The organism is Streptomyces sp. WAC07094 (genome assembly GCF_036320405.1).
Taxonomy (GTDB): Bacteria; Actinomycetota; Actinomycetes; order Streptomycetales; family Streptomycetaceae; genus Streptomyces; species Streptomyces lannensis.
In genome coordinates, this window is sequence record NZ_JAVMJZ010000001.1 from 5,501,643 (window position 1) to 5,525,399 (window position 23,757).

23 protein-coding genes are annotated in these 23,757 nt (G+C 69.5%); 12 read left to right on the plus strand and 11 right to left on the minus strand.

The annotated features are described in order from the left end of the window. Positions 1–6: 6 nt before the first annotated feature. From RCR19_RS24315 to RCR19_RS24355, 9 genes are all read left to right on the plus strand, one after another. Positions 7–360, plus strand: coding sequence for a DUF4233 domain-containing protein (locus RCR19_RS24315; RefSeq protein ID WP_059131612.1), 354 nt, complete (start codon positions 7–9; stop codon positions 358–360). A 233-nt stretch (positions 361–593) separates the two neighbouring features. Further along, on the plus strand, positions 594–1,007 hold the full coding sequence (gene ndk / locus RCR19_RS24320) for a nucleoside-diphosphate kinase (RefSeq protein ID WP_059131611.1): 414 nt from the start codon (positions 594–596) through the stop codon (positions 1,005–1,007). A 344-nt stretch (positions 1,008–1,351) separates the two neighbouring features. Then, on the plus strand, positions 1,352–2,371 hold the full coding sequence (locus RCR19_RS24325) for a rod shape-determining protein (RefSeq protein WP_059131610.1): 1,020 nt from the start codon (positions 1,352–1,354) through the stop codon (positions 2,369–2,371). A gap of 210 nt (positions 2,372–2,581) precedes the next feature. Further along, a complete protein-coding gene (mreC, locus tag RCR19_RS24330) occupies positions 2,582–3,526 on the plus strand; it encodes a rod shape-determining protein MreC (protein ID WP_331267047.1) in 945 nt (314 codons plus the stop codon). 12 nt (positions 3,527–3,538) lie between these two features. After that, the gene (gene mreD, locus RCR19_RS24335; RefSeq protein ID WP_331267048.1) at positions 3,539–4,204 is read left to right on the plus strand and encodes a rod shape-determining protein MreD; all 666 of its coding nucleotides are present in this window, start codon (positions 3,539–3,541) and stop codon (positions 4,202–4,204) included. Between the two features lie 83 nt (positions 4,205–4,287). Then, complete coding sequence (mrdA, locus tag RCR19_RS24340) at positions 4,288–6,540, plus strand: penicillin-binding protein 2 (RefSeq protein WP_331267049.1); 2,253 nt, start codon at positions 4,288–4,290, stop codon at positions 6,538–6,540. Continuing rightward, on the plus strand, positions 6,537–7,736 hold the full coding sequence (gene rodA, locus RCR19_RS24345) for a rod shape-determining protein RodA (RefSeq protein WP_059131606.1): 1,200 nt from the start codon (positions 6,537–6,539) through the stop codon (positions 7,734–7,736). The genes mrdA and rodA overlap by 4 nt, the downstream gene beginning before the upstream one ends. Before the next feature lie 96 nt (positions 7,737–7,832). Next, a complete protein-coding gene (locus RCR19_RS24350; RefSeq protein WP_331267050.1) occupies positions 7,833–9,341 on the plus strand; it encodes a CYTH and CHAD domain-containing protein in 1,509 nt (502 codons plus the stop codon). A gap of 200 nt (positions 9,342–9,541) precedes the next feature. Further along, entirely contained in the window at positions 9,542–11,494 is a 1,953-nt protein-coding gene (locus tag RCR19_RS24355; protein ID WP_331267051.1) for a TIGR03960 family B12-binding radical SAM protein, read from the plus strand. Positions 11,495–11,626: 132 nt separating this feature from the next. On the opposite strand, the gene RCR19_RS24360 is transcribed toward RCR19_RS24355, so the two are convergent. The 4 genes from RCR19_RS24360 to RCR19_RS24375 are packed head-to-tail and all read right to left on the minus strand — an operon-like array spanning position 11,627 to position 13,700. After that, positions 11,627–12,100 (minus strand): N-acetyltransferase family protein, encoded by a 474-nt coding sequence (locus RCR19_RS24360; RefSeq protein ID WP_331269542.1) that lies wholly within the window; start codon positions 12,098–12,100, stop codon positions 11,627–11,629. Positions 12,101–12,135: 35 nt separating this feature from the next. Next, positions 12,136–12,552 carry an arsenate reductase ArsC gene (locus tag RCR19_RS24365; RefSeq protein WP_331267052.1) on the minus strand — a complete coding sequence of 139 codons (417 nt, stop codon included), beginning with the start codon at positions 12,550–12,552 and terminating at the stop codon, positions 12,136–12,138. Positions 12,553–12,579: 27 nt separating this feature from the next. Continuing rightward, complete coding sequence (locus RCR19_RS24370; protein ID WP_331267053.1) at positions 12,580–13,323, minus strand: MIP/aquaporin family protein; 744 nt, start codon at positions 13,321–13,323, stop codon at positions 12,580–12,582. Beyond that, positions 13,320–13,700 (minus strand): metalloregulator ArsR/SmtB family transcription factor, encoded by a 381-nt coding sequence (locus tag RCR19_RS24375; RefSeq protein WP_331267054.1) that lies wholly within the window; start codon positions 13,698–13,700, stop codon positions 13,320–13,322. The genes RCR19_RS24370 and RCR19_RS24375 overlap by 4 nt, the downstream gene beginning before the upstream one ends. 79 nt (positions 13,701–13,779) lie before the next feature. Here RCR19_RS24375 and RCR19_RS24380 point away from each other — a divergent pair, with 79 nt between their 5' ends. Then, positions 13,780–14,253, plus strand: coding sequence for an ArsI/CadI family heavy metal resistance metalloenzyme (locus tag RCR19_RS24380; protein WP_331267055.1), 474 nt, complete (start codon positions 13,780–13,782; stop codon positions 14,251–14,253). 57 nt (positions 14,254–14,310) lie between these two features. On the opposite strand, the gene RCR19_RS24385 is transcribed toward RCR19_RS24380, so the two are convergent. The 4 genes from RCR19_RS24385 to RCR19_RS24400 form a co-directional block, all read right to left on the minus strand. Next, positions 14,311–15,039 carry a hypothetical protein gene (locus RCR19_RS24385; protein WP_331267056.1) on the minus strand — a complete coding sequence of 243 codons (729 nt, stop codon included), beginning with the start codon at positions 15,037–15,039 and terminating at the stop codon, positions 14,311–14,313. Beyond that, entirely contained in the window at positions 15,036–15,590 is a 555-nt protein-coding gene (locus RCR19_RS24390; protein WP_331267057.1) for a SigE family RNA polymerase sigma factor, read from the minus strand. The genes RCR19_RS24385 and RCR19_RS24390 overlap by 4 nt, the downstream gene beginning before the upstream one ends. A gap of 71 nt (positions 15,591–15,661) precedes the next feature. Next, a complete protein-coding gene (locus RCR19_RS24395; RefSeq protein ID WP_331267058.1) occupies positions 15,662–16,285 on the minus strand; it encodes a hypothetical protein in 624 nt (207 codons plus the stop codon). 254 nt (positions 16,286–16,539) lie between these two features. Continuing rightward, a complete protein-coding gene (locus RCR19_RS24400) occupies positions 16,540–17,289 on the minus strand; it encodes a DUF4232 domain-containing protein (protein ID WP_331267059.1) in 750 nt (249 codons plus the stop codon). A 277-nt stretch (positions 17,290–17,566) separates the two neighbouring features. Between RCR19_RS24400 and RCR19_RS24405 the strand changes: the two genes are divergently transcribed. Both RCR19_RS24405 and RCR19_RS24410 read left to right on the plus strand, forming a co-directional pair. Continuing rightward, on the plus strand, positions 17,567–18,481 hold the full coding sequence (locus RCR19_RS24405; protein WP_331267060.1) for a hypothetical protein: 915 nt from the start codon (positions 17,567–17,569) through the stop codon (positions 18,479–18,481). Between the two features lie 456 nt (positions 18,482–18,937). Further along, positions 18,938–20,377 carry a PLP-dependent aminotransferase family protein gene (locus tag RCR19_RS24410; RefSeq protein ID WP_331267061.1) on the plus strand — a complete coding sequence of 480 codons (1,440 nt, stop codon included), beginning with the start codon at positions 18,938–18,940 and terminating at the stop codon, positions 20,375–20,377. 290 nt (positions 20,378–20,667) lie between these two features. Here RCR19_RS24410 and RCR19_RS24415 read toward each other — a convergent pair whose 3' ends face one another. From RCR19_RS24415 to RCR19_RS24425, 3 genes are all read right to left on the minus strand, one after another. Next, positions 20,668–21,363, minus strand: a complete 696-nt coding sequence (locus RCR19_RS24415; protein ID WP_331267062.1) for a DUF899 family protein — start codon at positions 21,361–21,363, stop codon at positions 20,668–20,670. A gap of 135 nt (positions 21,364–21,498) precedes the next feature. Continuing rightward, positions 21,499–22,071 carry a dihydrofolate reductase family protein gene (locus RCR19_RS24420; protein ID WP_331267063.1) on the minus strand — a complete coding sequence of 191 codons (573 nt, stop codon included), beginning with the start codon at positions 22,069–22,071 and terminating at the stop codon, positions 21,499–21,501. A 473-nt stretch (positions 22,072–22,544) separates the two neighbouring features. Then, complete coding sequence (locus RCR19_RS24425; RefSeq protein ID WP_331267064.1) at positions 22,545–23,567, minus strand: DUF4331 family protein; 1,023 nt, start codon at positions 23,565–23,567, stop codon at positions 22,545–22,547. Between the last annotated feature and the right edge of the window lie 190 nt (positions 23,568–23,757).

The window sequence follows — 23,757 nt, forward strand, 5'->3', positions numbered from 1 at the left end:
TCCTCCGTGCGTACGCTCTGTTCTTCGACCCTGATCGGCGAGTTCTTCGTCATCGGCTTCGCCGGGCTGGTCGCCATGAAGGACCCGGACCTGTCCACCGGCACGGTCTGGACGGTCTGCGGCATCGCCATGGCCGTCAGCGTCCTGCTCTGCGGTGTGATCACCCGACCCGGTGGTGTGCAGCTGGGCTGGGCGCTGCAGATCGCGCTGATCGCCGCCGGGTTCGTGGTCCCCTCGATGTTCTTCCTGGGCGCCGTCTTCGCGGCGCTGTGGTGGGCGTCGGTCCACTACGGACGGAAGATCGACGAGGCGAAGGCCCGCTTCGCGGCGGCCGAGGGAAACGAGAGCAGTCCGGCCTGACACGGTCCCGTCCACGGACCGTCCGCCGGGCCGCGCACGGCCTCCCGGACGCCCGTTCCGCGGCCCCTCGGCCGGCGTCGGTACGAGGGCGTGAGCGGCCGGCCGCGCAGTCGTCCACGCCCGTACGGGACATGGTCCCGGGGCCGTAACCGCACAGTCTGACGCTGAGTGACAACCACCCGGCTCCGCCCTGTAGCCTCATCCTCCCGCACCACCGATTAAGGAGCTCCCTCGTGACCGCGCGCACCCTCGTCCTCCTCAAGCCCGACGCCGTCCGTCGCGGGCTGATCGGCGAGATCATCGGCCGTATCGAGCGCAAGGCGGGCTGGACCATCAGTGCGCTGGAGCTGCGCACGCTGGACCACGACACGCTCGAGCAGCACTACGGCGAGCACAAGGGCAAGCCCTTCTACGAGCCGCTGGTGGAGTTCATGGCCTCCGGCCCGGTCGTCGCGCTCGTCGTCGAGGGGGAGCGGGTCATCGAGGGCCTGCGGGCGCTCGCCGGTCCCACCGACCCGATCGCCGCCGCGCCGGGCTCCATCCGCGGCGACTACGGTGTCATCGTGCGTGAGAACCTGATCCACGCCTCCGACTCCGAGGAGTCCGCCGAGCGCGAGCTGAAGATCTTCTTCCCCGGTCGCTTCTGAGCATCCGACCGATGAACTTCTGAACGTGTCTTGTGAACAATTCCTGAGGGTTTGTCACGTCACCCGGATGCCGTAACGGGGGTGGCTGGAAAATCGGGTCCCGTAAAACCCGGCCGTCCCCCGGCATATGCGTGCCGTTAGGGGGAACGGCTACCCCCGAACGTCCGTCTCCACAAGCGAGGCGAGGCGTCATCTGCTGACAATGGCGAAGACCCTCGCGCAATGTTTCGTGCGGGCGAGACTACGATGTAAGCCTTCACGTCACAGCACCCACTTCGCCGCCCCAACAAAAGCCATCAAACGCTCAACTTGGGAAGGCCAGACGAATCCTCATGGGGAACTCAATGTCGTTCATCGGCCGTGACATGGCTGTCGACCTCGGGACCGCCAACACGCTGGTGTACGTCAGGGGTCGCGGGATCGTACTCAACGAACCGTCCGTCGTCGCGATCAACACCAACACCGGTGGCATCCTGGCGGTCGGCGCGGAAGCGAAGAAGATGATCGGCCGGACCCCGGGCAACATCGTCGCGGTACGTCCTCTGAAGGACGGTGTGATCGCGGACTTCGAGATCACCGAACGGATGCTCCGCTACTTCATCCTGAAGATCCACAAGCGGCGGTATCTGGCTCGTCCGCGCGTCGTCGTCTGTGTGCCGTCGGGTATCACGGGTGTAGAGCGCCGCGCCGTCATCGAGGCGTCCTCCCAGGCCGGTGCGCGCCAGGTGCACATCATCGAGGAGCCCATGGCCGCCGCCATCGGCTCCGGCCTGCCGGTCCACGAGGCCACGGGCAACATGGTGGTGGACATCGGCGGCGGTACCACGGAGGTCGCGGTCATCTCGCTCGGCGGCATCGTCACCGCCCAGTCCATCCGCGTCGCGGGTGACGAGCTGGACAACGCCATCATCCAGCACATCAAGAAGGAGTACTCGCTCCTCCTCGGTGAGCGGACGGCGGAGCAGATCAAGATCACGATCGGTTCGGCGTACGACCTCGACTCCGACGAGCACACCGAGATCCGTGGCCGGGACCTGGTCTCCGGATTGCCCAAGACCGTGGTCATCTCGGCGGCCGAAGTGCGCAAGGCCATCGAGGAGCCGGTCAACGCCATCGTGGACGCGGTCAAGACGACGCTCGACAAGTGCCCGCCGGAGCTGTCCGGCGACGTCATGGACCGGGGCATCGTCCTCACCGGCGGCGGCGCCCTGCTGCGCGGTCTCGACGAGCGGCTCCGCCGGGAGACCGGCATGCCGATCCACATTGCCGAGGACCCGCTGGACAGCGTGGCGCTCGGCTCCGGCAAGTGCGTCGAGGAGTTCGAGGCGCTCCAGCAGGTGCTGGACGCCCAGCCCCGCAGATGACGCGACAAGCCGATTCCGCCGTACGAGACGAACTCCCTCTCGTGCGGCGGATCGTTGATATAGAGGCTTAAACTCCCCCATACCACCCCTCGGTTCCGCCCGCCGGGTCGTGCCTGCCAGGTATTGCCCGCCGGGTTCACACCCACCGGGTACCGCGCACCCGGGGGACCCGTCCGACACATTCCGACGAGGAAGGCACGGCCGCCGCACGTGAGGGACACACGAGAGAGCCGGCTGCTCCTGGTGCTGCTGATCGCCATCGCGTTCGCTCTGATCACGGTGGACATCCGCGGCGGCCAGGACTCACCGGTCGAAGGTGCCCGCCAGGCCGCTGCCACGGTCTTCGGCCCGATCGAGAACGGGGTGTCGACCGTCGTCGACCCCATGGGCAACGCGATCGACGCCGTACGCGACTCCGGCAGCCGGCACGACCGCATCGCGCGACTCGAGCAGTCGAACGCAGCCTTGAAGGCGAAGCTGGGCAGCGACGACCGCAACCGAAGCCGCCTCAAGCAACTCGACAACATGCTCCGGGTGGCGGGCGAGGGCCAGTACGGCATAAAGGGTGCGGAGGTCATCGCGATAGGAGCGGCCCAGGGCTTCTCCTGGACCGTCACCATCGACGTGGGCGCCAATGACGGCATCAAGCGCGACATGACCGTTCTCAACGGCGACGGGTTGGTGGGGCGCGTCACCACGGTCGGCCCGAACACCTCGACGGTGCTGCTGGCGAACGACCCCGACTTCACGGTCGGTACCCGCATGGAGGGCAGCGACGAACTCGGTTTCGCCTCCGGGCAGGGCGACCGCCCGCTGCGCGTCCAACTGCTCAACGGCAAGGCCGACGTGAAGAAGGGCGACCGTCTCATCACCTTCGGGTCGGAGGCCGACAAGCCCTTCGTGCCCGGCGTACCGGTCGGCGTGGTCTCCCGGGTCGACCCGTCCGGCGGTGATCTGACCCGCACCGTCTACGTCACGCCGTTCGCGTCCTTCACCAAGCTCGACGTCGTCGGTGTTGTCATCCAGGCGCCCAAGAAGGACCCGCGCGACGCCGTGCTGCCGCCCAAGCCCCAGCCGACGCCCACGCCGACCGTGACCGTCACCGTCACGCCCTCGGCCTCCGGCGAATACCAAGACCAGCAGCAGACGCCCTAGGAGCTGAACCAGATGCGCTTCAACCGGATGCTGCTCGCCACCACCCTGGTGGTCGTCGCCCTGGTGGTCCAGGTGAGTGTGCTCGCCCGTCTCCATCTGCCCGGTGCCGTACCGGACCTGGTCCTGCTGACCGTGGTCGGTCTCGCACTGGTCTACGGCCACGTCGGCGGCTGTCTCGTCGGCTTCGGCGCCGGCCTGCTCTCCGACCTCGCCCCGCCCGCCGACCACGCCGCCGGGCGCTACGCCCTCGTGCTGTGCGTCATCGGCTACCTCGCCGGACTCGCCCGGCCCGAGAACGGCCGTCTGAAATCCGCCACCGGCCCGATGGTCGTGGTGGTCGCCGCCGCGGTCGGCTCGACCCTGCTGTACGCGAGCGTGGGCGCCCTCGTCGGGGACACCGCCGCCCGTCATGTGGGCCTCGGCAGCCTGCTGTTCACGGCGGCGCTGTACGACCTGCTGCTCGCGCCGTTCGTGGTCCCGGGGATCATGGCCCTGGCCCGCCGGGCCGAGAACGACCCGCTCGCCGAGGCCAGCTCCACCAAGGCGGCCGACGTCTCCTCCGGCTGGCTCTCCTCCGGTACCGGACTGCGGATCGGCAGCCAGCGCGGTCTCCGGGTCAAGGCGGCCAAGGCGAGAGTGGCCCGTGCGGGCCGTATCAAGGGGGTCAAGCGGCTGTGACGACCCGTAAGGCGGCTGACTGCTCACACAGGTTGGTCGTGTACTCGTATGACACGTATGTGCACTGAGAGGGGGCAGCAGCAGTGAGCAACATCCCCGAGACCGGACGGACCCCACGCGTCCAGATCCGTCTCGTCGTCATCCAGATCCTTGTCCTCTCGCTCCTCGGCACCCTCGGCGGCCGTCTGTGGTACCTGCAGATCCGCAACGGCTCCGAGTACGCCAAGGAAGCGTCGGGCAACCACGTCCAGCAGGTGGTCCAGCCCGCCGTGCGCGGCGAGATCCTGGACGCGCGCGGCGTCCCGATCGCCGACAACGAGACCCGCCTCGTGGTCTCCGCCTCGCGCACCGACCTGCTGAAGATGAAGGACGACGGCAAAGGGGTCCTCACCAAGCTGGCGAGCGTCCTCGGCATGAAGCCGCAGGACGTCATGGGCAAGGTCCGCCTGTGCGACTCCAAGACGCCCCAGCCCTGCTGGAACGGTTCGCCCTACCAGCCGATCCCCATCACCGACGAGGCCACGCCCCGCCAGGCCCTGCAGATCCGCGAGCGCTCCGAGGACTTCCCCGGCATCACCGCCGAGCCCGAGGCCGTGCGCCGCTACCCGAGTCCCGGTGAGGCCAACACCGCCCAGGTCCTCGGCTATCTCTCGCCCGTCACCGACAACGAGATCCAGCAGGCCAAGGACACCGATTCGCCTTATCTGCGCTCGGACCAGGTCGGCCGCTCCGGACTTGAACGCCAGTACGACAAGGCGCTGCGCGGCAAGGCCGGCGTCACCCGCTACGAGGTGGACAACCTCGGCCGGGTCATCGGCAAGGCCAAGAGCGACCCCGCCCAGGCCGGTTCCAACCTGGTCACCAGCATCGACGCCCGGGTGCAGCGGGTCGCCGAGTACGAGCTGGACAACGCGATGAAGATCGCCCGCACCCAGTTCGACGACATCACCGGCGAGAACTACAAGGCCGACTCCGGTGCCGTCGTCGTGATGGAGGCCAAGACCGGCCGCATCGTGGCCATGGCGTCCGCCCCGACGTACGACCCGAACGTCTGGGTCGGCGGCATCTCCGCCAAGGACTACCAGCAGCTCACCGGCAAGGGTTCCGACTACCCGCTGCTCAACCGCGCCATCCAGGGGCAGTCGGCGCCCGGCTCGACCTTCAAGGTCGTCTCCACGGCCGCCGCGGTCGAGGCAGGCTATTCCTTCGACGGCAATTACCCGTGCACGAGTTCGTACTCGGTCGGCGGCCAGGTCTTCAAGAACTTCGAAGGTGAGAACTTCGGCCCGATCTCGCTCGGCCGCGCTCTCGAGGTCTCCTGCGACACCGTTTTCTACGGCCTCGCCGACAACGAGTGGAAGAAGGACGGCGGCATCAACCCCAAGAAGGGTCAGCCCAAGGACTACTTCTACAAGGCCGCCCACCAGTTCGGTCTCGGCAAGCCCACCGGAATCGACCTGCCCAACGAGGTCTCCGGCCGGGTCCCCGACCGCGAGTGGAAGCAGAAGTACTGGGAGGCCAACAAGGACAGCTGGTGCAGGACCGGCAAGAAGGACGGCGACTACGTCCAGAAGATCGCGTACGAGAACTGCCTCGAGGGCAACAAGATGCGCGAGGGTGACTCGATCAACTACTCCATCGGCCAGGGCGACACGCTCCTGACGCCGATCCAGGAGGCGGTCATCTACTCGGCGATCTCCAACGGCGGCACCATGTGGAACCCGACCATCGGCAAGGCGGTCATCAGCGCCGACGGCAAGCACGTCAGCGAGATCAAGCCCAAGTCGCACGGCAAGCTGCCGATCGACCAGAAGACGCGGGACGTCATGGAACAGGCGCTCGCGGGCGTGGTCACCCGCGGTACCGCGGCGTGGAAGTTCGGCGGCTGGCCGCAGGACAAGATCGCGCTGCACGCCAAGACCGGTACCGCGGAGGTCTACGGCAAGCAGACGACCTCGTGGCTGGCCACCTACTCCAAGGACTACGCGGTCATCATGACCATCGCCCAGGCCGGTACGGGTTCCGGCGCCTCCGGTGAAGCCGTGCACAACATCTACGACGCCCTGTACGGCGTCCAGAAGGACGGCTCGATCGACAAGAAGAAGGCCCTGCTGTACACCCCGCAGAAGGACCTGCCCAAGATCCAGCCCGATGGATCGATCACGGCCCCGAAGATCGAGAAGTACGACCCGAAGGCGGACCAGGCCGAGGGTGAGGGCCAGCAGGGGATGCCCACCGACAACCCGCCGGCCACCGTCCCCACGCCGAACTCGACCAACCGCGACACCCGTAGGCGCACGGCCCGCCCGAAGAAGAGGCGGAGGATCCTGACGTGACCGGAGCGAACAACTTCTCCGTCTCCGGATACGGTCCCGAGCGGCCCGTCTGGACGCGGATCTTCGCCCGCGACAGCCTGGCCCGCCGTCTGGACTGGCCGATACTGCTGTCGGCCCTGGCGCTGTCCCTGATCGGCACCGCCCTCGTCTACTCGGCGACCCGCAACCGCACCGAGATCAACCAGGGCGACCCGTACTACTTCCTGATCCGGCACCTGATGAACACCGGGATCGGGCTGGCGCTGATGGTCGGCACGATCTGGCTCGGCCACCGCACCCTGCGCACGGCCGTGCCCATCCTGTACGGCATCTCGGTGATGCTGATCCTGCTGGTGCTCACCCCGCTCGGCGCGACGGTCAACGGCGCGCACGCATGGATCGTGTTCGGTGGGGGTTTCTCCCTCCAGCCCTCCGAGTTCGTCAAGATCACGATCATCCTGGGCATGGCGATGCTGCTCGCCGCCCGGGTCGACGCGGGGGACAAGGCCTACCCCGACCACCGGACCGTGGCCCAGGCCCTGGGTCTTGCGGCCGTCCCGATGCTGATCGTCATGCTGATGCCCGACCTGGGCTCGGTCATGGTCATGGTGATCATCGTGCTCGGTGTGCTGCTCGCCTCCGGCGCCTCCAACCGGTGGGTGTTCGGTCTGATCGGCGCGGGCGCGCTGGGTGCGATCGCCATATGGCAGCTGCACATCCTGGACGAGTACCAGATCAACCGCTTCGCCGCCTTCGCCAACCCCGACCTGGACCCCGCGGGCGTGGGCTACAACACCAACCAGGCGCGTATCGCGATCGGTTCCGGCGGGCTGACCGGTGCCGGGCTCTTCCACGGTTCCCAGACGACGGGGCAGTTCGTCCCCGAACAGCAGACCGACTTCGTCTTCACGGTCGCGGGTGAGGAGCTGGGTTTCGTCGGCGCCGGACTGATCATCGTGCTGCTCGGCGTCGTCCTGTGGCGGGCCTGCCGGATCGCCCGGGAGACGACCGAGCTCTACGGCACGATCGTCGCCGCCGGCATCATCGCCTGGTTCGCCTTCCAGGCCTTCGAGAACATCGGCATGACCCTCGGCATCATGCCGGTCGCCGGCCTTCCGCTGCCGTTCGTCTCGTACGGCGGTTCGTCGATGTTCGCCGTCTGGCTGGCAGTGGGCCTGTTGCAGTCGATCCGGGTGCAACGGCCGCTGTCGGCGTAGCGGCACGGTCGCCGTCGGGCCGGGAACGGTGGGCGCGTTCCGGACGAAGTCCGGTCGGCCCTGCCCTCCCGGCCCGATTGCCATTAGATTCGGTTCATGGCGGACACGAAGCGCGAAATCGAGCGAAAGTACGAGGCCGCGGCCGGGAACGAGCTGCCCGACCTCACCCGCGTCGGCGGAGTCTCGGCCGTCGTCGACAAGGGTCTCGCACAACTCGACGCGACCTACTACGACACGGTCGACCAACGGCTCGCAGGCGCCTCGCTGACCCTGCGCCGCCGCACCGGCGGCGCGGACGCCGGCTGGCACCTCAAACTGCCGGTCTCCGAGGGTGTGCGTGACGAGATCCACGCCCCGCTCTCCGACACCGTCCCCGGGTACCTGTCGAGCCTCGTCCGCTCCCGCGTCCGCGACGCCGAGCTCGTCCCCCTCGTCCGCCTGCGCTCCGCCCGCGACATCCGCCACCTCGTCGACGCCGAAGGCGCCCTGCTCGCCGAGGTCAGCCTTGACCGGGTCCGCGCCGAACGGCTCAGCGGCGGCGCGGGAGCCACCGAATGGACCGAGATCGAGGTCGAACTCGCGGACGACGGCGACCCCTCCTTCCTCGACAAGGTCGACAAGGCACTCCGCAAGGCCGGGGTGAGCCGCTCGTCGTCCCCGTCCAAGCTGGCCAGAGCCCTGGAGGAGACCGGCGCCCCGGCCGCTCGGACCACCGCGCGCGACGACGAGCCGCCCGTCACCGCGGGCGACCACGTCCTCGCCTATGTCCGAGTCCAGCGGGAGGCGATCGTCGACCTGGACCCCGCTGTGCGCCGTGACGTCTTCGACTCCGTGCACTCCATGCGCGTGGCCACCCGCCGGCTGCGCAGCACGTTCCGCTCGTTCGCCAAGGTCCTGGACCGGGATGTCACGGACCCGATCGCCGACGACCTGAAATGGCTGGCCGGCGAGCTGGGCGTCGACCGCGACCGGGAAGTCCTCACCGAGCACCTGACGACCGCCCTGTCCGAACTGCCGCGGACCCTGGTCTCCGGCCCCGTACAGGGCCGGCTGAAGACGTGGTCGAACGAACGGCGCGGCGGCGCCCGGAACCGGCTGATCACCGTCCTGGACGGCGACCGCTACCTCAGGCTGCTGAACGCCCTGGACGCCCTGGTCGCCGACCCGCCCCTGCTGAAGGCGGCCGCCAAGGATCCGGCCAAGGTGATCGCCAAGGCCGTACGGAAGGACTTCGGCAAAGTCGCCGACCTGGTCGGACAGGCACTGGACCTGCCGCCCGGCCACGACCGCGACGTGGCGATGCACGAGGTCCGCAAGAAGACCAAGCGCACCCGGTACGCCGCGGAGGCCGCCGCGCCCGCCCTGGGAAAGCCCGCCGAGTCCTTGGTGAAGGCGATGAAATCCCTGCAGACCGTGCTCGGCGATCACCAGGACACCGTGATGGCCCGGGAAACGCTCCGGGAGCTGTCGGCCACGGCCTACGCGGCGAAGGAGAACTCCTTCACCTATGGCGTGCTGTACGGGCGGGAGGAGCAGCGTGCGGCGGCCGCCGAGGCCGCGCTGCCCGAGTTGTGGCGGTCGGTGCAGGGGCAGGTGCGGATCTAGGGTCTGTCGTTCGGATCATGTCGGCGTCGCCCGAAAGGCGCCGCCACTCCCAGCCGACCTGATCCGAACGACAGACCCTGGCCGGGCGCCGGGGAGGCCCGGGCCGCCCAGAACCCCTCGGGCGTCCGAGGAGGGGTCGGGGCCGCGTTAGGCTTGATGGTCACCCCCGTCAGTACCGTCCAGCTCACGAAAGTCGCGAGATGTCTGCCGAATCGGTCTTCCCGCAGCTCGAAGCTCTGCTCCCGCATGTGCAGAAGCCGATCCAGTACGTCGGCGGAGAGCTCAACTCCACCGTCAAGCCGTGGGACGCCTGTGACGTCCACTGGGCCCTCATGTACCCCGACGCCTACGAGGTCGGCCTGCCCAACCAGGGCGTCATGATTCTTTACGAGGTCCTGAACGAGCAGGAGGGCGTCCTCGCCGAGCGCACCTACAGCGTCTGGCCGGACCTGGAGGCCCTGATGCGGGAGCACGGCGTCCCGCAGTTCACGGTGGACAGCCACCGCCCGGTGAAGGCCTTCGACGTCCTGGGCATGAGCTTCTCCACCGAGCTCGGCTACACGAACATGCTCACGGCCCTGGACCTGGCCGGGATCCCCCTGGAGGCCAAGGACCGCACGGTCGACGACCCCATCGTCCTGGCGGGCGGCCACGCGGCCTTCAACCCCGAGCCGATCGCCGACTTCATCGACTGCGCGGTGATCGGCGACGGCGAGCAGGCGGTCCTGGAGGTCACCGGGATCATCCGCGCCTGGAAGGCGGAGGGCCGCCCGGGCGGCCGGGAGGAACTGCTCTTCCGCCTGGCGAAGACCGGCGGCGTGTACGTGCCGGCCTTCTACGACGTGGAGTACCTCCCCGACGGCCGTATCGCCCGTGTCGTCCCGAACAAGTCGGGCGTCCCGTGGCGTGTCTCCAAGCACACGGTGATGGACCTGGACGAGTGGCCCTACCCGAAGCAGCCTCTGGTGCCCCTGGCGGAGACGGTCCACGAGCGCATGTCGGTCGAGATCTTCCGCGGCTGCACGCGCGGCTGCCGCTTCTGCCAGGCGGGCATGATCACCCGCCCGGTCCGGGAGCGCTCGATCACCGGCATCGGCGAGATGGTCGACAAGGGCCTGAAAGCGACCGGCTTCGAGGAGGTGGGCCTGCTGTCCCTGTCCTCGGCCGACCACAGCGAGATCGGAGACGTCGCGAAGGGCCTCGCCGACCGCTACGAAGAAGACAAGATCGGCCTCTCGCTCCCGTCGACCCGGGTGGACGCCTTCAACATCGACCTGGCGAACGAGCTGACGAGGAACGGCCGCAGGTCCGGTCTGACGTTCGCCCCGGAGGGCGGCTCGGAACGCATCCGCAAGGTCATCAACAAGATGGTCTCGGAGGAGGACCTGATCCGTACCGTCGCCACCGCCTACGGCAACGGCTGGCGCCAGGTGAAGCTGTACTTCATGTGCGGCCTGCCCACGGAGACGGACGAGGACGTCCTGCAGATCGCCGACATGGCCATGCGTGTGATCCAGAAGGGCCGCGAGGTCTCCGGCTCGAACGACATCCGCTGCACGGTCTCGATCGGCGGCTTCGTCCCCAAGCCGCACACGCCGTTCCAGTGGGCCCCGCAGCTGTCGGCGCAGGAGACCGACGCGCGCCTCGAAAAGCTCCGCGACAAGATCCGCGGCGACAAGAAGTACGGCCGTTCGATCGGCTTCCGCTACCACGACGGCAAGCCCGGCATCGTCGAGGGCCTGCTCTCCCGGGGCGACCGCCGGATCGGTGCCGTCATCCGCGCGGTCTACGACGACGGCGGCCGCTTCGACGGCTGGCGCGAGCACTTCTCGTACGACCGCTGGATGAATTCCGCGGACAAGGCCCTGGCGGACTTCGGCGTCGACGTCGACTGGTACACGACCCGCGAGCGCGGCGCCGAGGAGGTCCTCCCCTGGGACCACCTCGACTCGGGCCTCGACAAGGACTGGCTCTGGGAGGACTGGCAGGACGCCCTCGACGAGACGGAGGTCGAGGACTGCCGCTGGACGCCGTGCTTCGACTGCGGGGTGTGTCCTCAGATGGACACGGCCATCCAGATCGGCCCGACGGGCAAGAAGCTGCTGCCGCTGACGGTCAAGAAGGACGCTGCGACCAGCGGACACGTGCACTGAGGTGCGCGGCGGTGCCACGGGCCCGTCGCGGAGGTACCGGCCGAGGCCGGCGAGGACGTTGCGGCCGTCGTCCTGACGTGGGCCGCAACGTCCTCGGAACGGCGCCGGACACCGGGCCTCCCGGGGCGCGCGCTATGCCACGGCAGGGCTGCGGCGTTCGATCAGTACGACGTCGCGCCATACGCCGTGGTGCCGCCCGATGCGTTCGCGGGTGCCGATGACGCGGAACCCCGCCTTGCGATGCAGGGCGAGGCTGCCGGTGTTCTCGGGGAAGATGCCTGACTGGATCGTCCAGATGCCTGCCGCCTCGGTCGAGGTGATCAGCGCGCGCAGGAGGGCCGACCCGACGCCCCGGCCGCGGTTGCCGGGGTGGACGTACACCGAGTGTTCGACGACGCCGGCGTATGCGCATCGGTCGGACACCGGCACGGCCGCGACCCAGCCGAGCGCCCTGCCTGTCCCGTCGACGGCGACGTGCCGGTGTCCGGGCAGCTTGGTGGCGTCGAACTGCTGCCAGGTGGGCGCGGTCGTCTCGAAGGTGGCGTTGCCCTCGTTGATGCCGAGCCGGTAGATCGTCAGGACTTCGTCGGCGTGTTCGGGGCCCATGGCCGTGATGCGCGGTCCGGTCGCCGTACCCGTGCTCACTCCGCGGGGGCGATCTCGTCGATCAGGCCGCGGATGCGCTTCTCGATCTCGTCGCGGATGGGCCGGACGGCGTCGACACCCTGTCCGGCCGGGTCGGCGAGGTCCCAGTCGAGGTAGCGCTTGCCGGGGAAGACGGGGCAGGTGTCGCCGCAGCCCATCGTGATGACCACGTCGGACGCCTGGACGGCCTCGACGGTGAGCACTTTGGGCACTTCCGCCGAGATGTTGATGCCCGCCTCCGACATGGCTTCGACGACTGCCGGATTGACCGTGTCGGCGGGTGCCGATCCGGCGGAGCGGACCTGTACACGGTCGCCCGCGAGGTGGGTGAGGAACGCGGCGGCCATCTGGGAGCGCCCGGCGTTGTGGACGCAGACGAACAAGACGGACGGCCGTTCGGCAGCGGTGGTCATGGCAGGTGTCTTTCCGGGAGAGGCGGGTCAGGGCAGGGTGGTGGCGGCGAGTTCGGGTCCGCCCTGGAGCGGTACGGCGCCGGTCTGAGCGGGTGCCGGACGTCCGAACACGGCGAGCACCAGGCCCAGTCCCAGCGCGGCGCCGACCAGTTGGGCCGCGATGAACGGGCCGAGCGAGCCGGGGGCGATGCCGGCGAAGGTGTCCGTGAAGGTCCGGCCGATGGTCACCGCCGGGTTCGCGAACGACGTGGAGGACGTGAACCAGTAGGCCGCGCCGATGTAGGAGGCCACGGCCACGGGGCCCAGGTGGGTGCGGCCCGTGCGGGCCAGGCCGAGGACCAGCAGGATGAGCCCGGCGGTCGCGACGACCTCGCCCAGCCACAGGTGACCGGCGAAGCGGTTGTGCGTGGACCACTGCACCAGCGGCTCGCCGAACATCGCATCGGCCACGATGGCTCCGACGACGGCTCCCACGATCTGGGCCGGGACATAGACGGCGACGTCCCGCGCGGTCGGCCCGTCCTTGCCGCGGCGGCCGGTCGCCCAGGCCGCGAGCGTGACGAGGGGGTTGAAGTGCGCACCGGACACCGGGCCTAGGAGCGCGATGAGTACGCCCAGGCCTAAGACGGTGGCCAGGGAGTCGGCGAGCAACTGCACACCGACGTCCCGGGTCAGCTCGGTGGCCTGGATGCCGGAGCCGACGACCACTGCGACCAAGGCGGCCGAACCCACGGCCTCGGCGAGGGCCCGGCGGGCGAGCGGGGCGGTCACGCGGTCGTCTCAGCCGTCTGGGGGGTCTTCAGGAACGTCGCGAGCCGGTCGAGGGTGGCGGGCAGCGCCCAGTAGTGGACCCATGTGCCCCGACGCTCGCAGTCGATCAGTCCGGCCTGCCGGAGCAGCTTGAGGTGGTGGGAGATCGTCGGCTGGGACAGGTCGAAGGCCGGGGTCAGGTCGCAGACGCAGACCTCGCCGCCCGCCCGCGAGGCGATCATGGACATAAGGCGCAGTCGCACCGGGTCGCCCAGCGCCTTGAACAGCTTCGCCAGCTCCATGGCCTGGTCCTCGCCGAGGGGCGCGGAGACCAGTCCCGGGCAGCACGCGGCGGTCTCATCGGTCTGCCCGATCACGAGAAGCTCTTGCTTCGACATGTGTCTATGTTGACAGTCTTCGATCCAAGGTGCAAGGTTGAATCGACGGATATCAATGCAAGCCGATGGGAGCCCTGCCATGTCCCGTGCTCAGCTCGCCCTGCGCGTCAGTGACCTCGAAGGGTCGATCGCCTTCTACTCGAAGCTCTTCGGGACGGAACCGGCCAAGCGGCGTGAGGGCTACGCCAACTTCGCCATCGCCGAACCGCCGTTGAAGCTCGTCCTCATCGAGGGGGAGCCCGGCCAGGAGACCCGTCTTGACCACCTCGGCGTCGAAGTCGGGTCCACGGAGCAGGTGAACGCCGCGACCACCCGCCTCAAGGACGCCGGCCTGGCCACGTTCGAGGAGAACGACACCTCGTGCTGCTACGCCCGACAGGACAAGGTGTGGGTGCACGGCCCGGGCCGGGAGCCCTGGGAGGTCTACGTCGTCAAGGCCGACGCCGACACCCTCGGCAAGAGCGCCGGCCCCGACGCCACGGGTGACGGCTGCTGCACCGGGCAGGCCACGGGGGACACCGCGGCGGCCTCGGGCTGCGCCTGCGGTCATTGATCCGCACGGCCCGTACGGCAGCCCCCGCGCGCCAGGAGGGCGGCAACACCCGTGAGGTCACCGGGCCTTCAACTGGGCGTAGATCCTGCCTTCGGTGTCGTGGACGGTGATGTGCGATACGAAGTCGACGGACTCGCCGCCCGGCTGGACCCGGGTGGTGGCGTACCAGACGCCCCATCCCGGGTGGCCGGGCAACTCGACGAGCTTGCCGTGCACCGTCCCGGCCTGCGTCTGGATCTCGACCGCGGACGCGGTGCCCCTGCCGCCGTAGTACAGACCGCAGAGGTACGCGCGGCCGTCGGTGATCTCGGACTGGAGTGAGACACCGGGGGTGTTCGGGTCGACATTGCCGTCGACCACGCTGCGGAACTGCGGTCCGGGAGAGGAAGGCGTCGTCCAGTGTTCGCCCTCGGCAGTGAGCCAGAGCCGGAAACCGGGGGCGGCCGTCACATGCTCACCGGACGCGACGATGCGGGGCTTCGGGGCCGGGGCTGCCGAGGAGGCGGAGGGAGCGGGGGTGGACGCTCCCGGAGGCGTGATGCGATCGGCGTCGGGGCTGGTGCCGCGCAGCGTGACGAGCGCCAGAGGTACCAGCAACAACCCGCACCCGGCGGCGATCACGGCCGCCCCTCGCGCGCGCCGGATTAGCCGCCCGCGGCGCTCCACGGCTGCCAGCGGCAGATGGGACGGTGTGATGTCGTAGGCCGCCGCGGCCAGCGCCTCACGCAACCGCCCGCTGTCGGCATGCTCCGCGCCTGGTTCTGCTTCGGTTCCGGGGTGGTTCATCGGCGGGCTCCGGAGACGGGGTGGACGGGGTCGGGGACGGCGAAGGCAGGATGGGAGCGCAGAGCCGCGAGACCGCGTCGCGCATGGGTCTTGACCGTCCCGAGAGAGCAGTTGAGAAGTTCGGCGATCTCGGTCTCGGCGAGGTCCTCCCAGTAGCGCAGCACCAGCACCGTCCGCTGCCGGGTGGAGAGCGTGCCGAGCGCCTCCGTGATCGCGGCACGGCGCTCGACGGACTCGGCGTGGCCGTTGTCCGGCTCGTGCACCCGCTCGGGCAGGAAGGGCATCAGCAGATGAGTGACACGTCTCCTGCGGGTTCGGCTGAGGTTGTTGTTGACGAGTGAGCGTCGTACGTAGAAGTCGACGTCGTCGGGCGGGATGCGTCCCCAACGCGCGTACACCTTGGCCAGGGTGGTCTGCACGAGATCCTCGGCCTCGTGGAAGTCCCCGGTGAGCAGGAGGGCGGTCCGCACCAGACGAGTCCAGGCCGCACCGGCGTAGGCGGCGAAGTCGGGGCTCTCCGGGGAGGCTGCGAAGGTCTCGTGCTGCGGCAAGGACGCGGTTCCTCTGAGTCGGGTGCGGGAGGGAGCCGGAGGCGGGGACCGCAAGGGCCCCCGCCTGCGGGTCACCGAGTCGTCAACCGGGCGTAGATCCTGCCTTCGGTGTCGCGGACGGTGACCTGGGAGACGAAGTCGACGGGGTCACCACCGGGCTCGAGGTGGGTGGTGGCGTACCAGACGCCCCATCCGGGCCGGCCGGGCAGCTCGATGAGCCTGCCGTGCACCGTCCCGGCCTGCGTCTGGATCTCGACTGCGGACGCGGTGCCCTTGCCGCCGTAGTACAGACCGGACAGATAGGCACGGTTTTCGGTGGTCTCGGACTGGAGCGATACTCCGGGGGCGTTCGGGTCGATGTTGCCGTCGACCACGCTGCGGAACTGCGGTTCGGGGAAGGTGGGCACCGTCCAGTGTTTGCCCTCGGCCGTGAGCCAGAGCTGGAAACCGGGGGCGGCCGTCACATGCTCACCGGGCGCGACGATCCGGGGCGTCGGGGCGTTCTTCCTCGCCGTCGGCTTCACCGTCGTCGCGGCCCGGGCCTTCCAGGCCGGAGCGGCCGCGACCCGCGCCGCTCCCGCCTTCGTGACCGTGTCGTGCGGTGCCTTCGCCGGTGCGGCGTACGACACCGTGGCCACCCCGACCACAGCGGCCGTGACGGCCGTGCCGGCCAAATACCTCAGCGTCCGTTTCATGAACGGGCAACTCCTTGCAGAACTCGGACCCGCAGGGGGTCCAGGCTGGCTGGGGGACGGAGGGCGCCTCTCCACCCGTACAAACTCCCGTGGGTTCTCTCCCGGATGACACCGCCGCGGTACTTCTTCACGCGAGTTGCCGCCGATCCGGCGGTCGCCGTTCAGGGCGTCAAGTGCGCATCGGCGTACGTGGGGACCGGGGCCGGAACGCAGAGGGAGACCGCGCGCTGTGGCGACGCGCGCCTCACGTGTCGTCAGCTCACCACACCGAACGGACCGACCTGGAGCTCCCCCTCGCAGGGGCTGATCTGGATGTCCGAAGTCAGAGACAGAGCGCGCGAATCGCCTGGAACCCGGATCTCGACGCCGTAGGCCGGATCGACAAAACGTACGCAGCCGCCGGCGTAGGAGCCCTGCCAGACGATCGTGAAGAAGGTGGTGCGTGCCGGGGCGAGCAGGATGTCGGGAAGGTCGTGCGCGGACGCCCGGATGACCGAGAAGGCGCGCGGCCCGGACGTGCTCAACGGCTTGCCGCAGCGGGGCGACGGGTCGCCCTGACTACAGCCCTGGATGACCCCGTCGCCGAAGAACGCGAGGCCGGGCCAGCCGCGAAGGTGGCACGTCGAGCCGGAGTGGTTGCGCAGGAGTATCTGTGTGGCGAACCAACCGGAGCGACCGGTGGCCGGCAGGCCGGTGTGCCCGAGCGACGCCGTGAGGGCTCTCGACGTGCAGGCGGGTACGGGGGCTGACGTGCGGGGCGGCGGGTTCACCGGCGCTGTCTTCGGGCTCGTGGCCGGTGTCCTGATGGGGGCCGGCGGACCGGGGGAGCGCGCCCCGCGATCGCCGTCCGGCGGCGCCGATGACGTGTCGGACTGCCGGACCGTCGCCGTTGCTGCGGCCGGGGCCTGCGGCTCGACCGACGGCAGGTCCCCGATGTCGCCGCAGCCGGTGACGGTGATCGCCAGGAGTCCGGCCGCCGCAAGATGTCTCCCCCACATGCCCATGCGGCGAACGGTATCCGCGGCCGCCGTGCTCACAGGCCGGCCATGGGAAGGTGCCGTTCTTCATTCGTTCTTCGTTCACGGACACGCGGTCATTCCTGCGGTTTGCGCAGGGAGGGGCGGCGGCACCTCGATCCGCGGGCGGGTGTGCCTCGGTGCGAGGAGCCATGGTCACTCGCGCCGCAACAGGTCGCGGACGGCCCGCTCCGCCGACTGTCCGGGCAAGCCGCCGTTGTCGGTCCCTGTCGTTAGCATCGCGGCAGTTTCAGGGGGAGGGAACATGGGTTACTCCGGCGATTTCGTTCTGCTGCGCAGCGATTCCTCGTTGTCGGACCTGCGGATTTTCGACGACCCGGAGTGGTGCGTCGAGGACCGTGCCGAACACTTCCATGAGTGCCGGCCACGGCCCGGGGGCTGGCAGACGTTCCAAGTACACGACTGTCTGCCGGAGAACGACGACGACCGGTGGCTGTCCCGGCTGGTCACCGCGACCGGCTCGCCCGTCATGATCGCCAGTGTCGTGGACAGCGATGTCTGCTACGTCCGCGGTCTCACTCCCTCCGGGGTGGCCTGGTCGACCTTTCTTGATCCGGTGATGGCTGCCGACTACGCGGTCTCGGTACCGCCGCCGTCGCAGGACGAGGCGCCACCGGGAGAGACCGACAGCGACAGGAGGGTCCGCTGGTTGCTCGCGGACGTGCCGGGTACGGCGGAACGGATAGCGCTCTGGGCGGCCGAGAGCGGGTTCTCCGCGGATCGTGAAGCACTGCGTGGTGTCCTGAGCAGGAGGGCGGATCCGTTCGCGGAAGACCTCTTCTTCGAACTGATCGATGCCTGCGGACTGCCACCGGCCGAGCCCGGCACGGACGATCCGGCTGCCTCGGACACCCCTGCGCACCCGGGCCACCGCCCCGAGCCGAACTGCCCACGCGGCGCCCGGCTGGAAGCCGCGGTGCTGAACCTTCCCCGGGGCGGGCACCTCGTGTTGCAGTGCGCCGCGGAGCCGGGCTGTCACGCCCAGGTCCGGCTCCGTCCCAACGGCGTCTACCAGCTCGAATATCGCGATCGCAGCCCTGCCGGGCACTGTCGGACACAGACGCTCTCGGTCGACAAGGTCATCGCCGCCCTGGCGGACTGGGCGGCAGGAGAGATCGCCTGGCGGGACGCCTTCCAATGGGACTCGATCGGCGCCTGACTCAGGTCCTGTTTTCCGGGCCGAGTCCCGTACGTTCGCGCCGCCGATGTCTGCCGCGAGCGGCTCGCGTTCACCGAGCCGGCGAGGCACTCGATCGGGGGATCGTGGCCCTGGCGGCGGCCGAACGGCGCCGGGACGGCCGCCGCGTTTTCATCGCCCGCCTCACCCCCGCACGGGACCGACTTTCCGGCCGGGCACAGGCGAACGCGTCCTGGTCTGTGCCGCCTCGGCCCTCGCGGACCGCGCCCGCCCATGGGGCGAACATCAAGACCGGCCCCGCGGGCGGCGAGCCGTCGCCTCCCACGGTTCAAGCACGCTCTCGGGCGTGGCGAGGTCCGACTCCCGACGCGCACACGCGCGGACGCGTCGCGTACGCCGAGGGGCGTCAGGAGCGGGGGGGTGTCGTCACTCCCACGACGCCACGTTTCCAGTGGTATGGGGGTATGGTCCACTTATATGGGAGATCCCCGGGCCAATTCCGCGGCCGCCCCACCTCTCGCGTTCGGCGCCGACCTCCATCTGGACCTGCGCGGGCCCGGCCTCCGTGCAGGGCTCACGGATGCCTTGAGGGAGGCCGTGCGCACGGGGCGGCTGGCACCCGGCAGCCGGTTGCCGGCCTCCCGCTCGCTCGCCGCGGATCTCGGTGTCTCGCGCAACACCGTGGTCGAGTCGTACGCCGAACTGGTCGCCGAGGGCTGGCTCACCGCCCAGCAGGGCTCCGGGACCCGGGTGGCCACCGGTGCGAAGCCGCGCAGGGCCGCGTCCGAAGCCCCCCGGGCGAGGACGGACGCGCACCGTCCCAGGTACGGCCTGCTGACGGGTTCGCCGGACCTCGCGAACTTTCCGCGCACGCAGTGGCTCGCCGCGGCCCGCCGGGCACTCACCGCCGCGCCGAACGACGCCTTGGGCTACGGCGACGCCCGCGGCCGGGTGGAACTGCGCACCGCGCTCGCCGACTACCTGGCGCGGGCCCGCGGGGTGTACACCGAGCCCGAGCGGATCGTCGTCTGTTCCGGTTTCCACCACGGTCTGGCGCTGATGGCGCAGGCACTCAGGGCGCGACGGGTACGAGCGGTGGCCGTGGAGGCCTACGGTCTCGGCCTGTATCGCGACCTGCTGACGAACGCCGGTCTGCGCATCCCCGCCCTTCATGTCGACGAACACGGCGCACGCACCGACGACTTGGCCCGACTGCGCGGAGTGGGGGCGGTGCTGACGACTCCGGCGCACCAGTACCCGACGGGCGTCGCGCTCAGCCCGGAGCGGCGCGCGGCGGCCGTCGACTGGGCACGGGCCACGGATGGCCTGATCCTGGAGGACGACTACGACGGGGAGTTCCGGTACGACCGTCAGCCCGTAGGGGCCCTGCAGGGCCTCGATCCGGAGCGGGTGGTCTACTTCGGTTCCGTGAGCAAGTCCCTGGCCCCCGGGCTACGGCTCGGATGGATGGTGCCGCCGGAGGAACTCGTCGCGGAGATCGTGGCGGCCAAAGGACACGGCGACTACATGACGAGCGCCCTTGAGCAGTTGACGCTCGCGGAGTTCATCACCTCGGGCGGGTACGACCGTCATGTGCGCTCGATGCGGCTGCGCTACCGGCGTCGCCGCGACGAACTGGTCACGGCCCTGCGGCGGAGAGCCCCCGGCATTCGTGTGACCGGCATGGCGGCAGGGCTGCAGGCGGTCCTCGAGCTGCCGCGGGGAACCGAGAGCTCGGTGGTCCGGGCGGCGGCCCGAGAAGGGCTGGCAGTCGGCGGGTTGAGGCAGTTCGGCCATGAAGCGGCCGGCTCCGGGTGGCGGTTGCCCGAGCGGGACGCCCTGGTGGTCAACTACGCGGCGCCCTCGGACAGTGCGTGGGCGGGTGCACTGGACGCGTTGTGCAGGGTGATGCCCTAGAAGGTGGCTCTGCGTCCGTCCGAACGTGCGGACCGTTTTCCGGGCGTGAGAGCGGACCACTGCGCGCCCGGCAGGTCGACGGTGATCGGCCCGGTCCGGGCTGCGCCCGGCGGATCGGCATGTCGGAGATGGAGCGCGGGCTGCCGGGCGACTCACGCGCCGGGGCGGCGCCGGGCGGATCGCGCTGTCGAACGTGGCGTGAGGGTTGCCGGTCGGTTCCTGCTTCGGGGCGGTTGTGCGATCCGGGGAGCCCCCTTGCCGATGGGGAGGGGGCTCCCGCCGAGATCGGTTCAGTCGCCGCGGGAGTCCGAGCCGTAGGCGGCGGCGATGTCCTTGGACGTCCCCCACCGGCTGTAGGTGGGCGACTGCGGCCAGCCCTCGGGCGAGTCCTGCCACTCCTCCTGCCTCCCGTACGGCAGGAGGTCGATCAGCGCGAAGGTGTGGCTGAGCTGCTCTGTTCCCCGGCCGTCGGTGTGCCAGGTCCGGTAGACGGTGTCGCCGTCGCGCAGGAACACGTTGACCGCGAAGCCTCCGTCGGGCGGTGCGCCGACGTCGGCGCCGAAGGCGCTGTCGGCGGTCGAGTACCACGGCATCCGGTTGCCGACCCGCTGCTTGTAGGCGAGTGCCTCCTCGATGGGGCCCTGGGTGACGATGACGAATCGCGCATCGTAGTTGTCCAGGAACTCCAGGCGGGTGAACTGCGCGGTGAACCCCGTGCAGCCCGGGCACTGCCATTCCTTCCCGGCGAACCACATGTGGTTGTAGACGATCAGTTGCCGCTTGCCCTCGAAGACGTCCGCCAGCCGAACGGGGCCGTCCTCGCCCTCGAGGGTGTAGTCGGGCATCTCGACCATCGGCAGGCGACGTCGCTGGGCGGCGATCGCGTCGAGCTCGCGCGTCGCGGCCTTCTCCCGGGCACGCAGTGCCTCGAGCCGGCGCTCCCACGTTGCGGCGTCGACGACGGGTGGTAGTGCGTGGGTGGTCATGTCCCTGGTCCCCTTACAGAGCTCGTGCGCAGCTTTCGCTTGTGCAGAGGCAGACCCCGCTCGGCGCCGGAACTCATCGCTCGCCCGCCGACGGTTTCAGCGGGGGGCGGCGGCAGCAGTGCGATGCCGGAGCCGTCAGCGGACGACGTCGAAGACGTTCTTCTGCAGCCCGTTGGCGTAGACCTCGTGTTCGACCAGCTTCAGCTTCTGGGTGTCCTTGTCCGTGGTGCTGAACAGGCGCTTGCCCGCTCCCAGCAGCAGCGGAAAGACGAGCAGGTGGTAGCGGTCGATCAGGCCCGCGTCCGAGAGGCTCTGGTTCAGGGAGGCGCTCCCGTGGACGATGATCGGGCCCCCCTCGGTCTCCTTGAGGGCCGCGACCTGGTCGAGCGAGCGCAGAATCGTGGTCTCGCCCCAGTTGGCGGTCAGTCGGTCCTCGGCCAGGGTGGTGGAGACGACGTACTTCGGCATCGCCTTGTAGTCGGCGAACTCCTCCATGTCCGGCCACACCGGGCTGAACGCCTCGTAGCTGACCCGGCCGAGCAGGATCGCGGTGGATTCCTTCTGTTCCTGCCCCTTGATGGCGTACGCCTCGGGCACGAACTCGACGTCCTTGAAGGTCCATCCGGAGTTCCGGTAGCCGGATTCGCCGCCGGGAGCCTCCACGACGCCGTCGAGCGACATGAAGGCGGTGCTGATGAGAGTACGCATTCGGGTCCCCTTGATGAGTCGTGTTTGCGGTCTGCGGTTGCTCGGCGTGCACGTCGACCGCACAGGCCGCCGGACTCGGGTGCGATACGGCGACCGAGCGATGCCGTCGGTCGCCCGGAGCGGACTCGTCGACGTTCAGCGCACTTCCAGCATCCAGCCGACAAAAAAAATTGTCAAGGAGATCCGAGTTGTCGGTTGCGGAGCCGCCGGGTCCGGACCGCCGGGTCTGTGACCGCCGGTGCCTGGGGCCCCACGGGGGCCGGTCGTCGGCACCGGTGTCGACCGGGTGCGGAGGCGGGCTCGTCGTCCCCGTCGGCGGCATCCAGGAGGACTGTGTGCGCGCCCCGAGCCCCTTCCCGGTCGGGGAAGGGGCTCGACGGTGTCCAGCGACAGTTCCTGACCGTCCGGACCCTCGCTGCGTCGACGCCCCCGGGAACTCCCGGCAACTCCATGGCGGCGACCGGTGGGGACGGTTACACAGGCACGACGTAGGGGAAGCCGGAGGTCCTCAGGTGCTCGGCGACGGACGGCTTGAGCCCGGCCGGCACGGCCGTGCCGGACACGAGGGAGAGCATCGCCTCCGGTGCGTTGTCGGCCAGGGTGCGGCCGTTGCGTACGGCGAAGCCGTAGGTGGCGGGGGTCCCGACGACGTAGGGGAGCACGTCGGGGAACAGCTGCCGGGCCACGGTCCGTCCGTAGCCCTCCGGGTCCGCGCTGGTCCCGGTGGCGGCGACGACCGCCGCGACCTGACCGGCGATCTCCTCCCCGGCGGCCGCGCGATCCTCCGAGGGATGCCGGGTGTTGGCCGGGTTGGAGAAGTCGGTGTCGCCCGGCCAGAAGATCGGCCACATCATCGGATGCCCGCCGCGGTTGATCTGCCGCCAACCACCTGCGTCGGTGGCCAGCTTGGTCGCGCACCACACACCGATATTGGCTCCGGGGTACAACTGTGCGTGCTCATGCGGCACTTCGAGCACGATCGACTCCACGGTGGTGCCGGTGAAGCTGTTACGGGCCTCCTGCGGGCGCCAGCCCGAGAGGTCCACGGCCGTTCCCTTCGCCACCGCCCCGTTGACGACGGCCAGCAGGGACAGGTCGATATAGAACGAGTCGGAGATGCGCCCGGCCCAGAGGCGGGTGCCGTCCGTCCGGGCCGTCCGACCGGTGCGGCCTTCCAGCACGAGTTCGCCGTCGGCGGAGTCCTCGCGCGCCTCGTCGCCGGACAGGACGTGCAACCGCAGTGCCTGCGCGCCGTCCGCGTCGGGCTCGCCGAAGGAGACCCGATAGGTCAGGGTCTCGAATTCGGCGCCGTCGAAATGAACCTTGAATTCGTAACGAGCCTCCGGGTGGAACCCGGGCCGCGCATACACGCCGGTGATATCGGAGTTGACGTCCATGACGAACACCGTGCTGTGTTCGCCGGGGAACACGTAGAGGTCGTCGATGAACAGCTGACCGTTCTGGGCGGCCTGTGGGGTGTCGAGATGGTGGGACATGGTCGGTCCTTACTGCTCTCGGTCTCGCATCGGGGGAAGGGGGCGAATGGAATGCCCTTTTCCTGTTCGGGAGGTCGGGAGGGGGTTGCGTGCCGTAGCTCCCGTGGGGTCGGGGCGCTCTCGTGCGGGCCGCCCACGGCCGAATCGGCAGGGCAGTCCCTCTTGGGGCCGGGTGTCGTCGGGTGCCCGC

What these genes read in the sequence shown, in the direction of transcription:
- RCR19_RS24325 (WP_059131610.1), top strand. Translation starts at nt 1,352, where the DNA reads ATGTCGTTCATCGGCCGTGACATGGCTGTCGACCTCGGGACCGCCAAC.
- mreD (WP_331267048.1), top strand. Translation starts at nt 3,539, where the DNA reads ATGCGCTTCAACCGGATGCTGCTCGCCACCACCCTGGTGGTCGTCGCC.
- RCR19_RS24350 (WP_331267050.1), top strand. Translation starts at nt 7,833, where the DNA reads ATGGCGGACACGAAGCGCGAAATCGAGCGAAAGTACGAGGCCGCGGCC.
- RCR19_RS24355 (WP_331267051.1), top strand. Translation starts at nt 9,542, where the DNA reads ATGTCTGCCGAATCGGTCTTCCCGCAGCTCGAAGCTCTGCTCCCGCAT.
- RCR19_RS24360 (WP_331269542.1), bottom strand. Translation starts at nt 12,100, where the DNA reads ATGGGCCCCGAACACGCCGACGAAGTCCTGACGATCTACCGGCTCGGC.
- RCR19_RS24365 (WP_331267052.1), bottom strand. Translation starts at nt 12,552, where the DNA reads ATGACCACCGCTGCCGAACGGCCGTCCGTCTTGTTCGTCTGCGTCCAC.
- RCR19_RS24375 (WP_331267054.1), bottom strand. Translation starts at nt 13,700, where the DNA reads ATGTCGAAGCAAGAGCTTCTCGTGATCGGGCAGACCGATGAGACCGCC.
- RCR19_RS24380 (WP_331267055.1), top strand. Translation starts at nt 13,780, where the DNA reads ATGTCCCGTGCTCAGCTCGCCCTGCGCGTCAGTGACCTCGAAGGGTCG.
- RCR19_RS24385 (WP_331267056.1), bottom strand. Translation starts at nt 15,039, where the DNA reads ATGAACCACCCCGGAACCGAAGCAGAACCAGGCGCGGAGCATGCCGAC.
- RCR19_RS24395 (WP_331267058.1), bottom strand. Translation starts at nt 16,285, where the DNA reads ATGAAACGGACGCTGAGGTATTTGGCCGGCACGGCCGTCACGGCCGCT.
- RCR19_RS24400 (WP_331267059.1), bottom strand. Translation starts at nt 17,289, where the DNA reads ATGGGCATGTGGGGGAGACATCTTGCGGCGGCCGGACTCCTGGCGATC.
- RCR19_RS24405 (WP_331267060.1), top strand. Translation starts at nt 17,567, where the DNA reads ATGGGTTACTCCGGCGATTTCGTTCTGCTGCGCAGCGATTCCTCGTTG.
- RCR19_RS24410 (WP_331267061.1), top strand. Translation starts at nt 18,938, where the DNA reads ATGGGAGATCCCCGGGCCAATTCCGCGGCCGCCCCACCTCTCGCGTTC.
- RCR19_RS24415 (WP_331267062.1), bottom strand. Translation starts at nt 21,363, where the DNA reads ATGACCACCCACGCACTACCACCCGTCGTCGACGCCGCAACGTGGGAG.
- RCR19_RS24420 (WP_331267063.1), bottom strand. Translation starts at nt 22,071, where the DNA reads ATGCGTACTCTCATCAGCACCGCCTTCATGTCGCTCGACGGCGTCGTG.
- RCR19_RS24425 (WP_331267064.1), bottom strand. Translation starts at nt 23,567, where the DNA reads ATGTCCCACCATCTCGACACCCCACAGGCCGCCCAGAACGGTCAGCTG.